Here is a 23,673-nt window from a genome sequence, read left to right on the forward strand (position 1 = left end):
ATGATGATGGTCAAAGCTATTTGCATTGTCCCAATTGCGGCGAGATGATAGAGATAAAGTGATTATTCTTGTGGAAAACCGTAACGGTTCCCCGCTTGTGAAAGCTTCCTGAGCAAAGCGAAGGATTTTTCTTGACAATAAACATTAAGATAATTAGAATATATTCATGCCTAGACAATCACGTATAGTAATGCCAGGTACAGCCCACCATATAACCCAGAGAGGAAATTGTCATGGTATTAGGTCCTCGACAAAGTGGAAAAACCACTTTATTAAATTGGCTCATTGAGAAATATTTGGAACTTAAGGTGTCAAAAGATAATATCTTTTATCCCTCAAAAAGAGGGGTAAAATATCCGCCACACACATGTAAGGAAGGTGAAATATGAAATCTATCTCTAATGACTATAAAATTGTTCGTAAACATATTGAAAAAATAATGCCTCTTCTTGAAAAGCCGGCGACAAAGGTATTACTCTATCCATATCTATCTATCTCTCATAGTCAATATTATAAAGATATAATTTTTCTCTGGGACAACCATCATATGGCAATGCGGTTTGCCTGCTCAGGAAAACCGGAATATTTTAAGTATTTAATAGACAATGTATTACATTATCAAAGCAGTGACGGTTACGTACCTAATTGTATTCATAAAAATGATGGGCCTTCTTGTTTTAGTCCAAGATTTCATGCTCAGCCATTCTTAATGCAAGGAGCACTAATGTATTTGTCTCAAACCAATGATTTACAATGGATAAAAGCGCAGTTTATCAAACTAAAAAAATACCTAAAATATTACGAAACTCATTACAGCGCTCCATATAATCTTTTCCGATGGCCTGTTTCCTGGATGGGCGGTATTGATAATGACGTGGTAACGACGTTCTTCCAGCCAGACACAATTATCCCGGTAGATATAAATGCATGGATATATCTGGAATATCGTGCTGCGGCTATTCTAGCAGGTAAACTAAATAAAAAGGAGAGTTATAATATTTTTCGTAAGAAAGCAAAAGAATTACGCACAAATATTAATAACGTTCTGTGGTATGACGAGGTTAAATCCTATTCAGCCTACAATCTGTGTACTGGTAAACACCAATTCCATTATAAGGATATTTCTGAATCAAGGGGCTATTATGCATTTCAGTCATGTTCAAATTTAATCCCATTATATGCCAGAATACCTGATGAAAAGAAAGCAAGATTGATGATTCAACAGTATGTCATAAATGAAGATCATTTCTTAAGTGCATACGGAATACGCAGTTTGTCAAAATCAAGTGAATATTATAATAACGCTATTTGGGGTAATCCACCAAGATTCGGTGCACATCAAAGACTCACAAACTCAAACTGGCAGGGACCTGTCTGGATACCTCTTTCATATTTTATGTTTCATGCACTTCTACATTATGGATTTAAGAAAGAGGCAAAAAATCTTGCTGACCGGACACTATATCTGCTGGCTTCATCTATTAAGAAAATTGGTTCATTCACAGAAAATTATCATGCAGAAACAGGTGTCCCGCTGTATGCGTCAGGAATGGCATCATGGGATATCCTAGCAGATATAATGAATAAAGAGATGGATGAAAATAAGTGGATAATGAATCCTGTTTTTTTAAAGACAGTTTAGCTATTGATGACTAGAAGAGAACTTAACCTAGTGGCTATCTTTGAAGGAACTGCAGAGGGTGTATTGGCAGCCTCGTCTTGAGACATGGATTAGGCACAACCTCATTCGCTCAAGGAGTTGTTGGAATTCACACGCAAGGTGATTGATATGTTTGCTCCGAAATTAATTCTTGGAATTTCTGATGAAATTTCCCAGATTGGTCAGATTGAAAAAGTAGAAGCCATTTCTGAACTTGTTGATGAGATTTGTGGTTTACCAGATTAAATTCTATGATGACACCAAAAGAAAAATTCATTAAAGCATTAAATAGAGAGCCAATTACTGGGCAGGTTCCTCATTTTGAACTTGTTTTCTATCTGACAATGGAGGCATTTGGAAAGGTTCATCCGGAACACAGAAAATATAATCAATGGGACCAGATGTCTGAGGAAGAACGTGGGTTTCATCGTAGAGATATAGCGGATATTTATATTAAAACAGCTAAAAGATTCCAGCACAGCGCAATTTTACTTCATCCTAACCCGAGAACTGAAGAAGAAACACTCATATTAATTGATTTGGTAAGAGAGAAAACAGGTAACAAATATTTTTTAATGATACATGGTGATGCAACCTTTGCAATTCCTTCTGGAGACAAAATGGTTGAGTTTAGTTATAGATTGAATGATGAATCTGAGAAATTAAAAGCCGAAGCAGAGAGAAAGGTTATAGACGCACTGGAAAAAGCAGAACGTATTCAGAAACATGGAGGGCTTGATGGGTTTGCACTTTGTTCGGACTATTTTGCCTGAACACAGGCCCTTTTCTCAGTCCATCGCTATTTTCTGAGTTTGTTACACCTTACCTCTGTAAATTAATACAAGGTTATCGTGATCTGGGTTTCTACACAATTAAGCATACAGATGGAAACATTATGCCTATTTTAGATCAGCTCATTGAGGCTAATCCACATGCTCTTCATTCTTTAGACCCACAGGCTGGTGTAGATATTGCGGAAATAAAGCATAAAGTTGGAGATAAGGTTTGTCTTATTGGGAATGTTAATTGCGGACTTCTGGATAGTGGTACAGACCAGGAATGTGTAGAATCAGTTCAATATACTCTTAAGAATGGAATGCCTGGCGGAGGATATATATTCTCTACCAGCAATTGTATATATACTGGGATGAAGTTAAAAAGATATGAGTTAATGCTGGATGTCTGGCGTAAGGAAGGGAATTATTCTTCCTATAATTTAGTGTAATCAGTATAATTATAAAAAATATTGGAGGAAAAAATGAAAAAGTCGCTTTGTCACTACAGTTATCATAGAAATATTAAAGAAGAAGCATGGTCTCTTGAGAAATTTGTTTTGGAAACTGAAAAACTAGGTATTGAAGGTATCGATTTCCATGTAGCATACTTGCCTGAATATAAAGAAGCTGTAAAACAGATAAACGCCCTCATGTCCAGGACAACACTTGAACTGTCAGGACTTTCCATGTCCAACAGTTTTAATAAGGATGAAGAAGAATTCGTGGAACAGGTAGAAAAGGTCAAGAGATGGCTTGATGTCGCAGGAGATGTAGGCGCTCCTGTCTCGAGAATTTTTGGGGGAGGGATACAATATGATAAATATATTAAAATTAATACAGAAGAATTGAAAAAAGAATTTGATAAGGTTATAAAGGGAATTGAACTGGTTCTTCCATCTGCCGAGAAAAATAATGTCGTATTGGCTCTGGAAAATCATGGCAGACTGCCAGGTACAGGAGAAGAGCAGGTAGAAATTATAGAAAAAATAAATTCGCCTTTTTTGAAAGCTACGATTGACGTTGGTAATTATATGCAGTGCGGTCAGTCTGGAGATGAAGGAACAAGGATTGCTGCCCCATATTGCAGGTATGTGCACTTTAAAGATTTCAAAAAGGACCCAACTCACAAAAGAGGACTCCGCCCAACTGTTGTCGGAGAGGGGGACGTAGATCATGCTAAATGTCTTCAGCATCTCAAGAATGCAGGATTTGATGGATTTGTTGCTCTTGAATATGAAGGAGAGGAAGATGGGACAACAGGTGTTCCATCAAGTATAGAATTTATGAAATCTGTTATGAAAAATTATTAATAAAAAGGATATGACTAACAAAATGATGACTGAAAAAAGCTATGAATTTCGCAGATATTTGGATGTTGTTCATTTGCCTGACAGAGCTAATTTTGATTTAAAGCCTGAAAAAGATGAACTAATTATTGAAGAAGGCTGGAGTATCGTCGTCAGCAGGAGGGCATCACAACTTGTTTTAAATGTGGCCAAGGACTTACAGGATTATCTGTTGGTTAGTATGAATGTATCTGTATTGCTGAGGAGAGTTAGCGATGTAGCATCCGCAGCAGATACAGGTAAGAAGATTATTGTTCTCGCTGCTAAAGAAGAATTACCCAAACTTGGAGACAAACTGTCTGTTCCGCGCAGCTACCGTATCATTTACTCTCAGGAGCGGGTGATAGTATGTGGGAACGATGAGCGCGGTGTAGGTCAAGGCAGTTATTATATTGAAGACTTAATGAATCTCCGAGAAGCACCGATTTTGCAGCACATGGATGTAATCCGAAAACCAGTTTTTTCACCACGAATGACTCATTCTGGCTGGGGTCTTGATAATTTTCCTGATAATTATCTAAATCTGGTTGCACATTCTGGTATGGATTCAATTCTTCTTTTTGTAAAAGGTGTTGATCAAACGCCTTTAGGATATCAGGACTTCAATAATCTTGTCGACCGCGCAGCTCGTTTTGGACTGGATGTGTATTTTTATAGTTACTTAAAGAGTTTGAAACATCCGGATGAAGCTGATGCAGAATCTTACTATGAGAGTACATACGGCGCGATTTTCAAGGCTTGTCCACGAGCCAAAGGTGTAATTCTCGTAGGAGAATCATGTGCATTTCCAAGCAAGGATCCGAATACCACACAAAGTCTCCTGCCTTCCACTGATGGTATCCCCTCAGCAAAACCAGACCCATGGATTTGGCCCTGCTGCGATTATGCTGAATGGCTCAACATGATAAAGAAGGTAGTACGCAAACATAGTCCTGATGCTGAAATTGTTTTCTGGACATATAACTGGGGCTGGGCGCCTGAAAAAGAGAGGCTAAAGCTGATACGTTCTCTTCCAAAAGATATTACCCTGCTTGTTACTTTTGAAATGTTTGAGCAAATCAAGAGAGAGGGAATAACAAATGCCTGCATGGATTATACAATTTCATTTGAGGGTCCCGGCAAATATTTTACGAGTGAAGCTAAAGCTGCGCGCGAACGTGGTATTCAGCTTTATGCAATGAGCAATACCGGCGGTCTTACCTGGGATTACGGCGTGATTCCTTATGAACCAGTGCCTTATCAGTGGGCACGCCGATATAATGGATTGCTTAGCGCTAATAAAGAATGGGGATTATTAGGATTGATGGAGTCGCATCATTACGGCTGGTATCCCTCTTTTGTCAGTGAATTGGCAAAATGGGCGTTCTGGAGTCCGGGTTCGGATATTAAGCATATTTCAGAGGCAATAGCTCAACGGGATTTTGGTATAAAAGCAGTTCCACAGGTGTTGAAGGCATGGAAGTATTGGAGTGAAGCAATCCAATACTATGTTGTTACTAATGAGGATCAATATGGGCCATTCCGTATCGGTCCATCTTTCCCTCTGGTTTTTCAACAAGACGTAAAAATTCCCAGTAGTTGGCATGCGCACTTTGGTGGAAGTATTATTCGTACCAATTATAAATCTTCTTATCGACCGTACAGAGAATGTATCCAATCCTATCGTCCAAGCCGTGTTGATGTAGAAATTAGAACTTTGCAGAAGATGGTAGCCTGTTGGCAAAAAGGCGTTGAATGTATGCAAAAAGCTGTAGATATAGTTCCAGAGAAAAAACGTTCTAACACTATAAGGCTTCTAAACCTGGGTACTTTTATACTTAATTCTACAATCACAGCTATACATGTAAAGAGTTGGTGGAAGCTGAATAATCTCCTGGCAACCGAAGCAAGCTCTAAGAAGGCGCATGCTATTTTGGATAAGATGACAAAGATTGCTAAGAAAGAAATCGATAATGCAGAAGCTACTATCCCTCTTGTAGAAATGGATTCCCGTCTTGGATGGGAACCAAGCATGGAATATATGACTGATAAGGCACATCTGGAATGGAAAGTAAGACAAGTGCGAAATGTCATAGAAAATGGAATTCCCCAATATCGTAAATTACTCTGGTAAAAAAATAGGAAGGAGTAATATAACTTATGAAGAAAGATAAGACCAGACAGTGCGATGTAGTTTTCGGCATTGATATAGAGACTGATATTGGCTCTTTTACCACTAATTATGAAGGAGTTAAGTATGGCCGGCTTTGTTGTCAATAATGAAAAAGCACGACATTAAAGCCACCTTTTTCTGGACCGCTCATGCCGCTGAGAATAATCCCAGAATGTTAAAAAAGGTTCGTGATGCTGGGCATGAGATTGGATGCCATGGCCTTGTACATGAGACCATGGGCAATGAAATTTTTCCAATTCCCAATAATTGGCCTGTATTTCCTTTTGAGGTTGAAGAACGAAGAGGCTACCATGATTGTTAAAAGGGGGTCAAATCTTGACATTTGACCCTTTACTTCTTGCGCTTATAAATATTTTTTTGCGTTCAGCATAGGATGGAATAAATCTATTAGCTATAATTCCCTCAATAAGCAGCAGCAATATTAATAAAAAGAGTAAAGGATTTGAGAGTCTTACCCCTTCTCTTGTTCTTCTCATGCTTGGAATAATCTCATCGAATGTAGATATAAAGCTTAAATTCCCTTTTATATACCTATTAATCTCATCTCTGGCTATTTTTGATAGATCTGACTCCTTGGTATCAAGGTTAACAGCAAATAGAGTCTTGCCTTTATTAACCTGATAAATACCTGACGTTTTTGTGTCGGTATAACTGAATGTATCATTCTCAATGGATGTAGTCTGCCAGAGAGTACCATCCGGACTTATTACTGAAACTTTTTCCGTATCAGGAGGAATCTTAAGCCTGAGTGCTGAATTAACTAAATAACTTTGCGGCTGATTCGTCTCTCGTTCCAGTGAATATATAATCTGATGCAGAAACGGCAGGTATGCAGGATGAATAGGGAAGTCATTCCACGAAATATTAGGAGAACTTGTAAACAAGAAGATTCTTCCTTTACTCAACTGTTTTTCTAAAAACATAGGATAACCATTTGTGTACCAGGATAGCACCTTTGTCGATTGTTCCAGGGCAGGATCATATTGTACAGCATAAATCTTATAAAAATGGATATGGCTTAAATTGACATTTGTCCCTTCAAATATATCGAATATCTTGTTTTTATAATGTACTTTTGCAAACGTAAAAAAATTAGAATGGTCATCTTCATCCCCCATAGACATAAGAAGTTTTGAAGGCAGTAATTCACTCTCATAAAAGATACGGTTATAATCCGGAACATTAGTATTATTTCCCAGGAATATCAGCAGGTTTCCTCCTTTATGTACGTATGGTTTTAGTATGTCTGCAATACCCTGATCGTTGACCTTTACGTTGGCAAGTATAACAAGAGAATATTTGTCCAACTTTTCAGATAAGAAGCCCTCTCTGGTTATTTCATCTATCTTTATGCTTGATAATGCCCCTTGGGATGGGCTCAAAGCAGATCTTAAATAAAAACACTCATCTAAATATGGAAAAATAGATTTATGCCCATTAACAAGAAGTAATGGAAATACGGGAGCTGCTTTAACAGTAAAAAAATATTTGTTATCTATGTTCAGCTTGTCATGGTCAATACTAATATAGCCGTGGTGCAATCCCGGCTTATCCATGTCCACTGAGAAATTCAGGATAATCTTTGAGTTGGCATCTATATATGCTGTCTGTTCCTGTTTTTTCACATTGTCAATATAGATATAAGTGTTTGTTTTTGTTGCATAGTTTGAGAAATTGTTTATCTCAGCATGCGCCTGTAGAGACATTCTCTCTACCTTAAGTTTTACATCTGTTATTGCAGTATTAGAAAAATCTTCCTTGCCTGTATTTACAAGATATAGATGCACATCGGAGCTAAGATTAATTGGAGATTTTATATTATCCCAGGAAACCTTTTGCAAATCTGTAATCAAGTATATCTCCTTATTAGGCCCTGCAGACTTAGCAAGAATTTTTATTGCTTCAGTTAAAGCCGTCCCAATGTCAGCATAATCATTTGATAATGAAATATCTGGCATAATATCCTCCAGACCACCTTGATATCCTCTGCCGTTCGTTAGAATAAGTGCAACTTCATCTGCTCTTTTAATAGATTTCGATATTTGTATAGCAGCATCCTTTGCCTTATCAAAAGGCGTATCCGTTCCTCTATAAGCCATGCTGTATGAATTATCAAGGATAATAACAGCGCTTACTGCTTTCCCTTTCCCGAAAAATGAAAATCCAGAGAATTTTACAACAGGTCCTGATATTGCAAGCGATATGAGTATAAGAATAAGGATTCTGAGCAATAATAATATGATTTGTCTGAGCTTTAATCTTGTCATTGTTCTAAGATGCGAGAGCTTTAAGAATCTTAAAGTGCTAAATTGAATGGTTTCAGTTTTGCGATTTGATACCAGGTGTATTACGATAGGAATAATCCCTGACAACATACCAAAGAGGAAAATCGGATTAAGAAAGAATATTGACATTTATCCCAGTCTTGCTCTTTTAGAAAGATATGAACACAGCGCTGCGTCCAGAGGCACAGATGTATCCGCCCTTACATAGTCTATCATCCCTTCAGAACAATCGCGCTTATACTTATGTGTAAAGCTGTCAATCTCTGCCCAATATTGCTCGCGGATAAGTTTAGGATTCACGGAAAGAGTTTTTTTTGTTTCTATATCTTGAAAAACAGCAGGCTTCTCATAAGGGAATGTTGTCTCATATTTATCAAGAACATGAAAGACAATGACCTCTTGTTTTTTATGCCTGAAATGCTTTAGCCCTTTTATTACTGATTCTGCATCATCAAGCAGATCTGATATCAAAATTATTAACCCTCTTCTCTTTATTGTTTCAGCCAGATCATGGCAGGTTTTGCTAATATTAGTTTTTTGTCCTGATGAGGTTCTATCAAGTGTTTGCAGGATATTTTTTAAGTGACCTCTACTGCATTTAGGTGGTATATAATCTTTTATTTTTTCATCAAACACCACAAGACCTACGGAATCTCTTTGCTTAATCATCAGATAAGCAAGGGATGCAGCAAGAAAACAGCCATATTCATACTTTGAAACATGTCCTGACTTGAAGAACATGGAATTACTTGCATCCAGAAGAATATAAGCTTTAAGATTTGTTTCCTCCTCATATCTCTTTATATATAATTTATCTGTTTTTCCATATACTTTCCAGTCTACATGTTTTAGGTCATCTCCCAGGGAATATTCCTTATGTTCAGAGAATTCTACGCTGAATCCCTGATATGGACTTTTATGCAGGCCGGATATAAATCCTTCAACAACTAATTTTGCAACAAGGTTCAGGTTGGATATCTTTGCAATTACCTTTGGATCGAGAAACCTACGATAGCTTTGCATAATCCTTTCTGTTGGTTCTGTAATTGTATTGAGCAGCTTCTCTATAATCTTCTCTGAGTCTATTCCTTCAGCTTCTGCATTAAAATTGATAATAATTCTATGTCTGAGTACAGGAGCAGCAACACTTCTTACATCTTCACAAGATACGTTATAGTCACCCCGTGTTATTGCTCTCGCTTTTGCGCCGAGTATTAGATACTGAGCGGCTCTTGGCCCTGCCCCCCAGCTGACCCAGTCTTTTATGAATTCCGGAGCAGAAGCATCCTTTGGCCTGGATGCTCTTACAATGTTTGTCGCATATATGACTACATGGTCAGAAACAGGAATGCGCCTTGTGATTCTCTGAAGCTCAAGTATCTTTTCCCCATCCAATACAGGAGTGAGTTCAGTATTGGTTTCGTATGTAGTAGATTTGACTATTTCCTGCTCTTCAGTTTTGGAAGGATAGTCTATATTGATATTAAACATAAATCTATCCAGCTGCGCCTCAGGCAAAGGATACGTGCCCTCCTGCTCTATAGGATTCTGTGTCGCTAAAATAAAAAACGGAAGCTCCAGAGGATAGGTTACCCCTCCTGCAGTTACTTTGTATTCCTGCATTGCTTCAAGCAAGGCAGCCTGTGTTTTTGGTGGTGTCCTGTTTATCTCATCAGCCAGCACTATATTTGCAAAGATCGGACCTTCTATAAATTTAAAACTCCTCTTGTGCGTTTGAGAATCCTCCTCCATGATATCCGTCCCTGTAATATCTGAGGGCATAAGGTCAGGAGTAAACTGAATTCTTTTAAACTTTAAATCCATGACCTGCGCAATTGTATTTACCATTAATGTTTTTGCCAGTCCGGGCACGCCGACAACAAGGCAATGACCTCTGGAAAACATGGCAATCAAAATTTCATCTACTATCTGCTGCTGACCAATAATTACCTTGCGAATTTCTTTTAAGATTTTCTCTCTGGCATTCTTAAATTCTTCAATTGCCCCTAAATCCGCTTCAACAATCTTACTGTCATCCATTTCAGTATCCTCCTTAAATTACTTCGCATAACCTTTGTTAGAAATCTATTATAAATCACAACAACAAAACAATCCATTCGTTTTTTTGATGAAATCCTGTGTAGGGGATAGGCATGCCTGTCCCCTACATAAAAATCGCAAATGCTTCTACAATAACCGCCAGCTAAAGCAGGCGGTTGAGGGGGAGGGGACAACCTAAAGCAAAGGGATAGGCGCAACCAATATCGTGGGATTTATTTACCTGTAATCTTGTGAAAGAACTTTAGGAATTCATTAAACTGCACTCTTTTATCAAACTTTTCTTCCATAAGCTTACGAGCGTTTTTACCCATCTGCAGGTAATTGTTTTTATCTGAGGAGAGTTTGACAATCGCATCTATAAGTTCTTTCTGGTTACCGGGTTCTACCATGTATCCTGTTTTCCCATTAAAGACAACTTCAGGTACTCCTGCTAATTCCGACGCTATAACGGGCAGTCCCATAGACATTGCTTCAAGCAGGACATTTGGCAAACCCTCCTTATAGAGGCTGGGAAGAACTAGTATATCAATTCTTTCAAAAACATAATTTGGTTCATTAGTAAAAGGGAAGAATGCCACGTTTTTTTCAAGATTCATTGTTTTAACTTTTGCTTTCAACATTTCTTCATCTGGCCCGTCTCCAACAAGCATCAAATGAATGTCAGGAATAGAACCAGCTGCGAGCTTTGCAACCGCCTCGAGAAGAATGACCTGTCCTTTTCTTTCTTCAAAAGAGCCAACTGAGCCCAGAACCGGAGCGGCAGTACCACAAAGAGGATAACGCCTCAAGGATTCAGCTTTGTTTTCATCTGAAGAAGTAAAACGGTCAATTTCTGTTCCCTGATAGATTAGCTCAACCTTCTCAGAAGGGATTTTATAATTATCAATAAGATACTTGCGTGTAAAGTCTGTGATACTGATGATTCTTACATTAATGGAGTCATCAGGAAGATAAAATTCCCTCAGATATTCAGGTACAATAGTCCCTGTTTTTGGTATAAGAATTGTGTCAAGACCAGCTTGTTTTATGCATTCAGCGCCAAAAACAGCGCAGTGGAATCCATGCCTCGGCGGATGCACGGTACAAACAGCAACATCACAGTTATTCAGACCTTCAATCCATATCCTTTTAAATTCATTGCCTTTGGCTACAACCCTGTCCCAGTCATATGCAATAATATGTGCTCCTGCTTTAGAACATTCATTAGCTACCCAGCTACCCAGAGGCGCAATAACAGTAACAGCCTCTCCTTTATTAATGAAAGCTTTGGCCGCTTCAGAAACCCAGATCTGAGTTCCGCCATGAAGATGTGTATCTTCGATAAATCCGATATGCATATACTTCAGTCCTTAGATCTTTTCAAAGTTCTGAGCAGTTTATAAAATGTCTCTGCAAGAACTTTAGTTCCATAACGCATTCTTACAGCATTGACGTTATGCTTTTTGAGTTCTTCTTCATTTTCCCCGAACATTAGCTTTGTAGCTTTACTAAGAAAATCCTGAGAAAAGTCATTCTCGGGAAAAAGCACGCACTTTATCTGCTTCTCTTCAGGAAGATATTTCCCTACAACATTGGCAAAAACCTCCTCAGGATAATAGTGGCTGCATATAATAGGAATTCCACACGCACTAGCCTCAATAATAGGCAATCCTCTGCCTTCAGTTTCACTGGGGAACAAAACTACTGTAGCAAGTCTGTAAATGTCCTCAATATGCATACGTTCCAGTCCATTTGCCTTAAAGCTTGGGTGTTCTTCTGTTCCTACTGAAAACGCGATAAAGATACGGTCAGAAATATCCTCTGGCAATACTGAACATAAATCAACATAAGCGTTCAAAACAGTTTCAAGATCTGCCTGATGCTCTATGGGAACAGGCCCTGTTATATGGAGAATAAGTTGAATGTCTTTATTGCTTTCAAATTCCTTGCGAAAAAAGGGATAATTCATAAGCGCAGAAAAAAGATGCAAATTCTTTTCAATACGTTTTCTGGCAACTACGCGCGTGGGCTGCAAGCAGTAAATAATCTTTTCATTTGTTAAATCAAGCTCAAGCCCATCTCTAAATCCACAAACTATGGGCTTTTGTCCCTTCATCCAGTTTGTGAGATTCCCAATATGAGAGGAAACCGGAACAGGTTTGATTTTTGGTTTGCCGTCTGAAAGGATATATGCCATTCGCAAACGGGACGACATAACATCTTGCTTTGTATATTCTCTTAAAAATTCATCGCTTATGAAAGTAGATATTTCAAACACTCTATTTTCAGGAAACCCATAATGTGTAGTAAGGTAACGCGATTGCTTATGATTTATATTTACCTGAATCCAACGCTTTCCATTCCATGGATAAAGCTTTTTAAACAGCGAAAAGAACGCCAGATTCTTAATGTTTTTAAAAAAGTGATCCCTTATCCCTGCTTTTTCTCCGAGTTTGCGTTCTGAAGCAGGTTTTCCTCCTTCCCAATAGAAATCATGATTTGAATTCAATACATACATACCAAGAGCTTCAGAAACTAAAATAGTAGCAAGCGCAATCGCAAAGTTTCCGGGATTTGAAAAAATATTAACAGGGAAAAGCAATGCAATTTTCTTATCCACTACATAGGAGCCAAGTTCTTCTGCAAAAGAAACTGCCTGATCCCACATCTCCATCGCAAGATCACTGGAAACTTTGCTGCCCTCGGGCATATCCTCATAAAAAAGCTTTGAGAAACACTTCCCTTTGTGCCATTTAGACCATCCGTTCATTTCACGGATATGAAAACGATTCCACGACGGTTTAAGAACCGCATCTGCTTTATCGTGAAAATCGCCGCTGATAAAATGAAGAACAGGGAGAGTGGTATGAGTGTCTGCAAAAATTCTTTCCATGCAATGGGCATATTTACTTATCTCTATTGAAACTCCATCAATTCCAAAATCGTATGTAATAAACGCAATACCATTATGAAGTGCGCTCAGGAATTCCTTGTCAGTGAATGCCTCAATCTCAGGAGAAGCTCTCTTTACAGATTCAAGGACGGCTGAGATATCCTTCCATCTTTTAACCTTTTTTTCTGAAAGCATCTGTTTCATCTGGGCAAAAAGAACTTTCTTATTATGTGTCATTAATTATACTCCCGGATCCATGACTATAATCCGTATGTTAGCATAATGGCAGAACTTTGCAATAAATTTGCCATTCGACATTCTTTATGATAAAAAACATAATTAAACTAATAACACAACGCAAGTGATTGCTAGGATGTTAGATAAAACGGGTAAAACTTATTTTAACTGGTGCGGAGAAATGCGGAATATAGGATTATGCAGACAAGAAAATTAGGATATAGTGATTTAAATATAACAGTTATCGGTCTCGGCACATGGGCAATTGGCGGAGGCGGGTGGAAATTCGCATGGGGGCCGCAGGATGACAAAGAATCAATTGCTGCTATACGTGAAGCAGTTGATATTGGCATAAACTGGATAGACACGGCTGCTCTTTATGGCCTTGGACATTCTGAAATCGTTGTGGGTAAAGCTATAAAAGAAATGAGAGAAAAACCTATTATTGCAACAAAATGTTGCAGATGCTGGGATAAAAAGCGAAATATATTCAACAGTTTAAAAAAGGATAGTATTCGTTCAGAGGTTGAAGCAAGTTTAAAGAGACTTAGAGTAGATGTTATTGACCTGTATCAGATTCACCATCCTAGTCCTGATGAAGAGATCGAAGAAGGATGGGAAACAATAGCAAATCTCATAAAAGAAGGGAAAATTCGCTACGGCGGTGTTTCAAACTTTAGTGTGGAACAGCTCAAACGCATTCAACCTATTCATCCAGTAGTATCACTCCAGCCGCCTTACAGCATGTTGGAAAGAGGTATTGAAGATGAGCTGCTGGATTATTGCAAAAAAAACAATATTGGAGTTATAGTTTACAGCCCAATGCAAAGAGGGCTTCTTGCAGGAAAGTTCTCTAAAGAACGAGTTAAAAATCTTCCAAAGGATGACCATCGGCGCAAGAATATGCAATTTCAAGAGCCCAAGTTAAGTGCAAATCTTGAACTCGTAGAATCTCTCAGACCTGTAGCTGAGAAGAACAATATAACTCTTGCGCAGCTTGCCCTGGCATGGGTTCTGCGCAGAAAAGAAGTAACTGCAGCAATTGTGGGAGCAAGAAACAAATTGCAGATTAAGGAAACTGCAGCTGCGGGTGATGTTAAACTTACTGAAACCGATATCGAAATAATTGAAGAATTATTAAATATCTGAATATTTTACACATTTTCTTTATTTTATAGTATACTGACTCTATGGATACTCATTGCTTGACTACGGATGAATTGCCAGATTTAACAATTGAAAAGATTGGATCTTCAGGTGTAATTTCTCCCATCGTAAGAAGCAGAGATTACTTCACTAATGACCATGAAAAAATTCTAATATATTCACATTCTAAAGATTTAAAAACATGCCAAAGCCCTGATAAAGAACCTCCAATGTTTGAAAGAGCTGGTCCAAGGCAAAGAATCTTCTTTGACGGGGAAAAAATAAACTGTGGAATAGTTACTTGTGGAGGATTATGTCCTGGGCTCAACGATGTAATACGGACAATTGTTCTTAGCCTTGTATGGCAATATGGTGTCAGGAAAGTTTTCGGCTTTCGCTATGGATATGCAGGCCTGTCATCAAGCGCCCCTAAAGAACCATTAATATTAACCCCGGAATCTGTTGACGAAATTCAACATAAAGGAGGAGACATCCTGTCATTGTCCCGCGGTCAGCAAGACTCGGATGATATAGTTAGCAATCTGGAAAAAAGAGAAATTAGTTTATTATTTGTTATTGGAGGCGATGGCACACTAAGAGGAGCTTCAGATATAGTCAAGGCGATAAAGAAAAGAGATTTAAAAATTGGGGTAATTGGAGTTCCAAAGACAATTGATAACGATATCTGCGCAGTAGAGCAGTCTTTTGGTTTTTCAACAGCTGTTGAAGCGTCGCGTTCAGCCATTTGTGGAGCACACGAAGAAGCCAAAGGAGCATGGAATGGTGTTGGGTTAGTTAAACTAATGGGCAGGGATTCTGGCTTTATTGCTGCTTATGCTACTCTGGCAAACAGTGATGCAAACTTCTGTTTTATCCCGGAAGTACCTCTTGTTTTAAAAGGAGAAAACGGATTTTTGCGTCTGCTTGAGAAACGGTTGGACAGGAAGCATCATGCGCTAATTGTAGTAGCCGAAGGAGCAGGACAGGACTTGATACGAGAAGCTGGTTATCAAGAAAGAGATGCTTCAGGCAATATTGTACATAAGGATATCGGCGGGTTCTTAAAGAAAGAAATTATAAAATATTTTAAAAAGAAGAAAAAACCATTGGTTTTGAAATATATAGATCCGAGCTATATGATACGAAGCATACCTGCCAATTCTCAAGATTCAGCATTCTGCCTGATGCTTGGACAAAATGCTGTGCATGCCGGGATGTCAGGCAGAACAAATATGGTAATAAGCTACTGGAACCAGTACTTTGTGCATATCCCCATATCACTGGCTGTTCTAAGGAAGAAAAAAGTTGACCCAAACGGCCATTTATGGCAGACTGTTTTGGAAACGACCGGTCAGGTATGATTCAAGCGTTATATGCTTACCTCCGCTTGTAAACAAAAACTTTGGGAAAACTTGTGAAAGAGTGTAATGATATTGAAAAAACGTATGATAGAAGCATTGAAAAATTTATGGAAACCTATCAGGAAAGAGGAAGATGGTAGTAAAAACAGTTCGCGGGACAAGTGATATATTACCAAGTGATGTAGGTACCTGGCAGGCGTTAGAGCTTGTTTCCAGAAATCTGCTGGAAGCTTATGATTATAGGGAGATTCGCACGCCTATATTTGAACAAGCCGGACTCTTTCAAAAAAGTGTTGGGGAATCTACAGACATTGTAAGTAAAGAAATGTATGTGTTCTCTGATAAAAAGGGTAGGGAACTCGCTCTTAGACCTGAAGGAACTGCCTCGATCGTACGCTCATTTGTTGAGCACAATATGTATACACAGCCTTTTCCTGTAAAACTATACTACATAGGCCCGTTTTTTAGATATGAAAGGCCGCAGTCAGGAAGAGCAAGGCAATTTCATCAAATCGGAGCAGAGGCAATTGGGATTGAAGATGTGAGACTGGATGCAGAGATAATTGATATTGCAATCCAAATTCCATCCAAAATGGGCATTAAAAACCTAAAAGTAATGCTAAACAGCATTGGTTGTAAGGAATGTAGGTTGAAGTACATAAAACGTCTTCTGAGGCATCTTAAAGACCGAATCAAAAACCTTTGTGTGGACTGTAAACGCAGATACTCTACCAATCCTTTAAGAATTCTGGACTGTAAAAAACCAGAATGTATTCAAAATGTAAAAGATGGACCTACTATCACAGAGAATTTATGCGCCAAATGCAGGAATAAACTTGAGACAGTTGAGAAACACATAAACTGTTTAGGCATTGATTATCAAATACAGCCTTATCTTGTTCGCGGCCTTGATTATTATACAGGTGTGATCTTTGAGATTATTCATTCTCAGCTAGGCGCGCAGAATGTAGTTGCTGCCGGAGGAAGATATGATAATTTGGTTGAACAGATGGGTGGAAAATCAACTCCTGCTGTTGGATTTGCAGCAGGAATTGAGAGAATGATAATGCTATTAGCACATAGAAACTTCCAAAGCAGCAACTCAGTATACCTAGTGTATCTCGATTTCCCCATGAATGAAAGAGTGTTTGCATTACTTGCTGCATTAAGACAAAATGGAATACATACCAAAACAACTTATCAGGAAAAAACTCTTAAGAACCAGTTGAAGACAGCCGCAAAATCAAACTGCAAATTTAGTCTGATTTTAGGCACAGATGAGCTATCAAAAGGAACGGTTATTCTTCGCAATATGAAAACAAGCACACAGGAAGAGATTAGGCTAGATAATGCAGTATCAATCATAAAGGTGGAATTGAAATGGTAGCCACATATCATCAGCAAAATAAAGAAATTCTCAAAACGAATTATGCAAATAGGTTGGATTGAGACCTGATTTTTGGGATGCTATTTATAGAATTATTTGGATCAATTGTAGAGGTGAATCTTGTGTTTGCCTTTTTGTTCTTGTGTATTTTCATTGAGGTTTTAAGCAATTTTAGGTATAGTGGCAGTAAAGTAGTAATAAACGTCTAGTGATAAGGAGAGAGATGGAATACCAGCCAGACTATAGGCATTTTACTGATGTAATGAGGAACGTGCATCCGTCAAGATTGCCGGTCTATGAACACAGTATCAGCCCCAACGTGATGGAGATCGTGCTAGACACGAAATTCTCAAATCTGGCGCAGGGAGATCAGGCGGATCTCGACGAGTTCTTTCGTTACTACTGTCGTTTCTTTCGGGAGATGACTTACGACGTTGTCTCCTTTGAGGTGGGCATAACAGAGATTCTCCCAGAGCACGGTGCGATCATGGGAGGCAAGCCTGGTCCAATTCAGAGCCGTTCCGATTTTGAGTTATACCCTTGGGATGAATTACCACAGAAATTTGCGCAATATGCCATCCCGAAGTTTGATTCACTTATTGCATCAATGCCGAATGGGATGAAGGCAGTCGGCGGAGTTGGTAACGGCGTTTTCGAGATAAGCGAGGACCTTGTGGGTCTCGAATACCTTCCGTTTATGCAAGTCGACGATCCTGATCTATACTCGGATCTATTTAAGAAGATCGGTGACACGATGTGCGCTATCTGGACAGAATTCGTGAATCGATATGAGAGCACTTTCATCGCGTGTCGTGTCGGTGACGATCTTGGGTTTAAATCCTCTCTCCTGACTAACCCCACAACGGTAAGTGAACACATTATTCCGCAATACAGGCGAGTTATTAATATCGTTCATACCGCCGGTAAGTCATTTCTTTGGCACTCATGTGGCTGCATTTTTGAGGTCATGGAAGCTTTTATCGCACTGGGGATTGATGCGAAGCATTCAAACGAAGATGCGATCGCTCCGTTTGACCGATGGATACAGGAGTACGGAAGTAGAATTGGATTGCTTGGCGGCTTTGATATGAACTTCCTCTGCACGAAGAGCCCTAATGAAATCTACGACGTTGTCTTTGATTCAGGGCAACGCTATCGCTCAACTGTTCGTGGCTATGCACTCGGTTCCGGCAATTCGATCCCCGACTATGTTCCCGTAGAGAATTATCTGACCATGATCCGAGCTGCACAAGCAATTCGTGAAAATGAAAAGTAGTGCAGATCGTTGGAAATAAAAACAATGACACAAACTAATCTATGGAAAAGGACTTACCTCTGCGGGCATGTGAGCAAAAGAGATGTTGGGCAGCGGGTTGTTGTAATGGGATGGGCAAGGACATTACGTGACCATGGAGGGGTGATATTTATTGATCTTGCTGACAGAGAGGGGATTGTACAAATCGTATGCAACACTGAGGTTAGCACAGAGACACATAAGATAGCAGGTAGTATAAGAAACGAATGGGTCATTGCAGTAAGTGGAGAAGTAAAAAACAGAACTTCTGACACAATCAATCTTGGTATTCCAACCGGAGAAATAGAGATATTCGCAGAAGAGATAAAGATATTCTCCAAATCTAAGGCATTGCCGTTTGAAATCAATAACGATATAGACACATCAGAAGAGATAAGATTAAAATACAGATATCTTGACTTGCGTCGACCGGATATGTTGAAAAATATAATCATAAGACATAAAGTGTGTCAGGCTACAAGAAGCTATTTATCTAACCAGGGCTTTATAGAAATAGAGACTCCTGTACTTACAAAAAGCACTCCTGAAGGTGCAAGGGATTATCTTGTTCCAAGCCGCATTAATCCTGGTAAATTTTTCGCTTTACCTCAATCTCCGCAGGTATTTAAACAGATCCTGATGGTTGCAGGCATAGATAAATATTTCCAAATCGCTAAATGCTTTAGAGATGAAGATCTTCGGGCTGACAGACAGCCTGAATTCACTCAAATAGACATAGAGATGTCATTTGTAGACGAAGAGGATATCTATAAACTAACAGAAGGTCTAGTGTCTCGTATTTTTAGCGAAGTTTTGGATATAAAAATAAAAACTCCTTTTAAACGGTTTACATACAAAGAGTCAATGAACATATACGGAACTGACAAGCCCGACATCCGGTTCGGGCTTGAGTTTGTAGACATTGGAGACGTTTTTGAAAACACCTCATTTAACGTGTTTAAAAAGGTTATTGAAAATGGGGGACAAATAAAAGCAATAAACATTAAAGATGGGGCGCAGATTTCATTGAAGGAAATAGAAAACCTTACTTCAATTGCATGCGCAGGCGGCGCAAAAGGAATGGCATGGATAAGAGTTGCAGAGGACGGAATGAAATCTCCTATAATTAAGTTTTTTAAAGAAGATGAAATTGATCTGCTTTCGAAGAAAATGCATACAGAAGTTGGTGATCTACTTGTTTTTGTTGGCGATACTCCTGATATTGTTGCTAATTCATTAAAAGATGTGAGGAACTACCTTGGGGGAAAAATGGGTCTTATAGATGAAAATAAATTTGAATTTGTCTGGGTCACAGATTATCCCTTACTAAAATGGAATGAAGAAGAGGAAAGGTTTCAGGCAGAGCATCATCCCTTTACAGCGCCAAAGGAAGAAGATGTTCCGTTACTTGACACTGCTCCTGGGAAAATAATGTCCAGATCTTATGATTTAGTATTAAACGGAATTGAAGTATGTAGCGGCAGCATAAGAATTCACTCCAGAGAAATACAGGAGAAAGTTTTTAAGCTTTTGAAAATTGATAGGGGAGAGGCAAAAAAAAGATTTGGTCATTTGCTTGAGGCGTTCGATTATGGAGTTCCTCCACACGGAGGTATTGCTCCTGGATTGGATAGGCTTATAATGCTTATGACTGGAAGTAAATCAATTAGAGATGTGATTGCATTTCCTAAAACCCAAAAGGCTATTTCTCTCATGGACGGCTCTCCGTCAGAGGTGACTGAAAACCAACTGAAGGAATTACACATTAGACTATTAAAAGGCAATGAATAAATCCAATATTACTAAGAGAAAAAAGATCCTGTACCGCTGGCTGCTTGGAATAGTGGTGTATTTTGCGCTTGTAGGCTCATTAATTCCCACTATTAAAGTACATAGAATAAACATTAAAGAATCAGATATTGCCAAAGTCGACATTTTTTCTCCGTGTAACTTCCCTGTTGTAGATAAAGAAAAAACGGCCATTGCTCAACAGGAAGCTGTGCGCAAGACAAAACCTGTTTATGAGATAGACACTAAAATACTACAGGTCAGTAGAAAAAAATTATACCAAATTTTTGATGAAATAGAAAAGTTATATCAGTCAAAGATTAAAACACCAGAACATGATATAGAAATACCTGAAGAAATTGCAGGAATTACACTATCTTCTAAACTAACAAATTTATTTGTTGAATGTTATGACAAAACACTCCAGAAAAAAGCAACAGACATTCTTGATAACTTCCTTTCAACAGGTGTTATTAAAAACCAGAAGGAACTTACTGGAGAGCATAAAGAAGTTTACATAAAAGATAAACATTCTGAGGCTGGTTGGGGAGTGAGCATAAATAAGATAATATCTGTTGAAAATATAGATATTATTATCCAATCCCGTGTTGAAGAAAAGATTGAAAATAAAAAGTTAGTAAAACCGACAAGCTTACTCATTAAAGCCCTTATTGTTCCAAACATATCTTATGATCGCATAGAAACAGAAAAGGAAAAAGAACGAGCTATTAAGAATGCTCCTCTGCAATATAAAACGATATCTAAAGGAGAAAGCATAATAAGAAAAGGAGAAAAAGTTACAAAGGAACAATTAGAATATATAAATGCCCTAAACCAGTTTTCGGGGAAATCCCGTCTTAACTGGCTTAAACAGATTGCAGGCGTATGTCTTTCCTTTCTTATAATCATCTTCATCCTGGATATATACATTAATAAGTTCTTACAGCATATATTTTCGAATATTACCGCACTGGCTATTGTCAGCTTAGTTATTATAGGCTTTGTAGCTGTTAACAAAATCATTCTTGCTTTTTCTCTATCTCCATATTTAATCCCAACAGCTGCAGTGGCAATTATGCTGGCTACATTACTTAATGTTGAGATAGCTTTTATAATAAATCTAGCACTCTGTATTTTTATTGGCATAGCTACGGATTATAAGTTCGATTATTTCTTTGTTGCAACGGTTGGTGGGATAACTGCCATACTTTACAGCACTCAGACCAAGCGCCGAATTGATATAATAAAAATGGGTTTTATAGTTGGCTTAGTAAATGTAGCAACAATAATAAGCATAGATCTACATAAGGGAATAATTTTAGGCATAATGTTTGATCATATTAAATGGGGCTTTGCTAATGGCATTGTCTCGTCATTCATTGCTGCGGGGCTTCTGCCGATACTGGAGCACTCATTTAATATCCCAACTGACGCAAAACTTCTTGAATTACTCGACCTTAATCAGCCTGTACTTAAACAGCTTTCCAAAGAAGCGCCCGGCACATATCAAAGCTGTCTTGCTGTTGGAACTCTTGCAGAAGCTGCCAGTGACAGCATAAAGGCAAACTCTTTACTTAGTAAAGTCGCATCTTATTACCACGACATAGGAAAAATTAAGAAGGCTTCATACTTTATTGAAAACCAAATTCAGAACAAAAATGTACATAATAAAATAACTCCGATTATGAGCAATCTTGTACTAATCTCTCATGTAAAAGACGGTGCCAAAGCTGCAAAAGAGGCAAATTTGCCTAAACTTATAACTGATATTATTGAACAGCATCATGGTACAACTCTGACCTCTTTTTTCTTTCAGCGTGCATTGGAAAACGACAATAATAACTCTGTAAAAGAAGAAGATTTCCGCTATCCAGGACCAAAACCGCAGACAAAGGAAGCGGCAATTGTAATGCTCGCAGATTCTGTAGAGGCTGCTTCCAGAACATTAAAGGATCCTACTTCAACCAGAATTAAGACTATGGTTGAAAAAATCATAAACAATAAATTTAGTGATAATCAACTTGATGAGAGCACTCTGACCCTGAAAGATCTGAGCAAGATTGCTGAAAGCTTTACACATATCTTGATAAGCATGTTTCATTCAAGAATTGAATACCCGGACACAACTGGAAGTAATGGAAGTAGAGATAAACAACCTTCAAAAAAAGACAAAAATAAATAACAGTTTGCTTAGGAAAGCCATTTTACACACTTTAAAAAGTGAAAGATGTCCTCAAGACACTCATGTCAGTGTTGCCATTGTAACGGATTCTAAGATAAAAAAGCTGAATACAACATACAGAAAAAAATGCTCTGTTACTGATATTCTAGCGTTTCCAATGCATGAGAAAGAATTTCCACAAATATGTAGGAGTATACTTGGAGAGATTGTAATATCTGCAGAATCAGCTGAAATACAGGCAAAAAACATGAATATTCCTTTTGATGAGGAAATGATACGTCTATCAGTTCATGGAACATTACACTTGCTTTCCTATACAGATACTTCTACACATTATGCAAAAAAGATGATAACTCGCCAGGAACAGCTAGTAAGGGAATTAATATGAAACAGAGAAGCTTGTTAGAAAGCTTTAACAATGCTATTGACGGATTTATATATACTTTAAAAACACAAAAGAATATGAGAATTCATTTTCTTATAGCTGCTGCTGTGTTTATAATTAGCCTGTTTCTAAAACTAACAAGAGTTGAATTTATTATTCTGTGCTGTACAGTAACATTGGTTTTAGTTGCAGAGATGCTTAATACTGCTATTGAATTACTTATAGACATGTTTACAAAAGCGTATCATCCTGTAGCGCGTGTTGTTAAAAATATTGTTGCTGGAGTGGTTTTTATATGTTCTGTGAATGCTGTTCTCGTAGGCTATCTTCTTCTTGTTTATTCTCTGCAATCGCCTGCAGAATCAGTCATAGACAAGGCAAAAGGCTCAACGTATCACATCACGTTTATTGTTTTAATTGGAGTTCTGATGACTACTCTCATTACAAAAATATTTTTTAAGAGAGGGACTGTTCTGCATGGAGGAATGCCAAGCGGACATAGTGCCTTAGCATTTGCAATAGCTACAATCATAACTCTTCTAACGTTACCAAATAAACTAATTATTGCTGCACTTGTCTTTCTACTGGCTTCTATGATAGCACGCAGTAGAGTAAAAAGACATATTCATACATGGTGGGAGGTAATTATGGGAGCTATATTTGGCACAACAGTAACTTTATTGATATTTCAAATATTATCAGCTAAAATATAAAAAGGAG

General features: G+C 38.2%; 19 protein-coding genes and 1 pseudogene. 16 read left to right on the forward strand and 4 right to left on the reverse strand.

Translation table 11 applies throughout. The annotated features are described in order from the left end of the window. Positions 1-221: 221 nt before the first annotated feature. The 8 genes and pseudogenes from KKC91_00180 (at position 222) to KKC91_00215 (ending at position 6,256) form a co-directional block, all read left to right on the forward strand. A pseudogene (locus KKC91_00180) lies at positions 222-389 on the forward strand (AAA family ATPase). Then, positions 386-1,642 carry a hypothetical protein gene (locus KKC91_00185; GenBank protein MBU0476975.1) on the forward strand — a complete coding sequence of 419 codons (1,257 nt, stop codon included), beginning with the start codon at positions 386-388 and terminating at the stop codon, positions 1,640-1,642. The pseudogene KKC91_00180 and the gene KKC91_00185 overlap by 4 nt, the downstream one beginning before the upstream one ends. Positions 1,643-1,762: 120 nt before the next feature. Then, positions 1,763-1,906 carry a hypothetical protein gene (locus KKC91_00190; protein MBU0476976.1) on the forward strand — a complete coding sequence of 48 codons (144 nt, stop codon included), beginning with the start codon at positions 1,763-1,765 and terminating at the stop codon, positions 1,904-1,906. Positions 1,907-1,911: 5 nt separating this feature from the next. Continuing rightward, positions 1,912-2,433 carry a hypothetical protein gene (locus KKC91_00195; protein ID MBU0476977.1) on the forward strand — a complete coding sequence of 174 codons (522 nt, stop codon included), beginning with the start codon at positions 1,912-1,914 and terminating at the stop codon, positions 2,431-2,433. Further along, the gene (locus tag KKC91_00200; protein MBU0476978.1) at positions 2,412-2,885 is read left to right on the forward strand and encodes a hypothetical protein; all 474 of its coding nucleotides are present in this window, start codon (positions 2,412-2,414) and stop codon (positions 2,883-2,885) included. Before KKC91_00195 ends, KKC91_00200 begins: the two co-directional genes overlap by 22 nt. A 33-nt stretch (positions 2,886-2,918) precedes the next feature. Continuing rightward, positions 2,919-3,746: a sugar phosphate isomerase/epimerase gene (locus KKC91_00205; GenBank protein MBU0476979.1), complete on the forward strand. Its 828-nt coding sequence runs from the start codon at positions 2,919-2,921 to the stop codon at positions 3,744-3,746. A 22-nt stretch (positions 3,747-3,768) separates the two neighbouring features. Continuing rightward, on the forward strand, positions 3,769-5,895 hold the full coding sequence (locus KKC91_00210) for a hypothetical protein (GenBank protein ID MBU0476980.1): 2,127 nt from the start codon (positions 3,769-3,771) through the stop codon (positions 5,893-5,895). 145 nt (positions 5,896-6,040) lie between these two features. Beyond that, positions 6,041-6,256, forward strand: a complete 216-nt coding sequence (locus tag KKC91_00215) for a polysaccharide deacetylase family protein (GenBank protein MBU0476981.1) — start codon at positions 6,041-6,043, stop codon at positions 6,254-6,256. A 7-nt stretch (positions 6,257-6,263) separates the two neighbouring features. On the opposite strand, the gene KKC91_00220 is transcribed toward KKC91_00215, so the two are convergent. From KKC91_00220 to KKC91_00235, 4 genes are all read right to left on the reverse strand, one after another. Further along, a complete protein-coding gene (locus tag KKC91_00220; GenBank protein ID MBU0476982.1) occupies positions 6,264-8,369 on the reverse strand; it encodes a BatA and WFA domain-containing protein in 2,106 nt (701 codons plus the stop codon). Beyond that, on the reverse strand, positions 8,370-10,280 hold the full coding sequence (locus KKC91_00225; GenBank protein ID MBU0476983.1) for an AAA family ATPase: 1,911 nt from the start codon (positions 10,278-10,280) through the stop codon (positions 8,370-8,372). It abuts the gene before it with no gap. A gap of 233 nt (positions 10,281-10,513) precedes the next feature. After that, complete coding sequence (locus tag KKC91_00230) at positions 10,514-11,638, reverse strand: glycosyltransferase family 4 protein (protein ID MBU0476984.1); 1,125 nt, start codon at positions 11,636-11,638, stop codon at positions 10,514-10,516. Positions 11,639-11,643: 5 nt separating this feature from the next. Continuing rightward, the gene (locus tag KKC91_00235) at positions 11,644-12,798 is read right to left on the reverse strand and encodes a glycosyltransferase (GenBank protein ID MBU0476985.1); all 1,155 of its coding nucleotides are present in this window, start codon (positions 12,796-12,798) and stop codon (positions 11,644-11,646) included. 810 nt (positions 12,799-13,608) lie between these two features. Here KKC91_00235 and KKC91_00240 point away from each other — a divergent pair. The 8 genes from KKC91_00240 to KKC91_00275 all read left to right on the forward strand — a co-directional run bounded on the left by KKC91_00240 (position 13,609) and on the right by KKC91_00275 (position 23,666). Further along, on the forward strand, positions 13,609-14,559 hold the full coding sequence (locus KKC91_00240; protein MBU0476986.1) for an aldo/keto reductase: 951 nt from the start codon (positions 13,609-13,611) through the stop codon (positions 14,557-14,559). A gap of 41 nt (positions 14,560-14,600) precedes the next feature. Then, complete coding sequence (locus KKC91_00245; GenBank protein MBU0476987.1) at positions 14,601-15,917, forward strand: ATP-dependent 6-phosphofructokinase; 1,317 nt, start codon at positions 14,601-14,603, stop codon at positions 15,915-15,917. A 133-nt stretch (positions 15,918-16,050) separates the two neighbouring features. Then, complete coding sequence (gene hisS, locus KKC91_00250; protein ID MBU0476988.1) at positions 16,051-17,304, forward strand: histidine--tRNA ligase; 1,254 nt, start codon at positions 16,051-16,053, stop codon at positions 17,302-17,304. A 223-nt stretch (positions 17,305-17,527) separates the two neighbouring features. Beyond that, the gene (locus KKC91_00255; GenBank protein ID MBU0476989.1) at positions 17,528-18,580 is read left to right on the forward strand and encodes a hypothetical protein; all 1,053 of its coding nucleotides are present in this window, start codon (positions 17,528-17,530) and stop codon (positions 18,578-18,580) included. 24 nt (positions 18,581-18,604) lie between these two features. After that, positions 18,605-20,389: an aspartate--tRNA ligase gene (gene aspS / locus KKC91_00260; GenBank protein MBU0476990.1), complete on the forward strand. Its 1,785-nt coding sequence runs from the start codon at positions 18,605-18,607 to the stop codon at positions 20,387-20,389. Then, the gene (locus tag KKC91_00265) at positions 20,382-22,568 is read left to right on the forward strand and encodes an HDIG domain-containing protein (GenBank protein MBU0476991.1); all 2,187 of its coding nucleotides are present in this window, start codon (positions 20,382-20,384) and stop codon (positions 22,566-22,568) included. Before aspS ends, KKC91_00265 begins: the two co-directional genes overlap by 8 nt. Continuing rightward, positions 22,522-22,956 (forward strand): rRNA maturation RNase YbeY, encoded by a 435-nt coding sequence (gene ybeY / locus KKC91_00270; GenBank protein MBU0476992.1) that lies wholly within the window; start codon positions 22,522-22,524, stop codon positions 22,954-22,956. The genes KKC91_00265 and ybeY overlap by 47 nt, the downstream gene beginning before the upstream one ends. Further along, complete coding sequence (locus tag KKC91_00275; GenBank protein MBU0476993.1) at positions 22,953-23,666, forward strand: diacylglycerol kinase; 714 nt, start codon at positions 22,953-22,955, stop codon at positions 23,664-23,666. Before ybeY ends, KKC91_00275 begins: the two co-directional genes overlap by 4 nt. The last annotated feature ends 7 nt before the right edge of the window (positions 23,667-23,673 follow it).

This window comes from bacterium, assembly GCA_018812485.1.
Lineage (GTDB): Bacteria > JAHJDO01 > JAHJDO01 > JAHJDO01 > JAHJDO01 > JAHJDO01.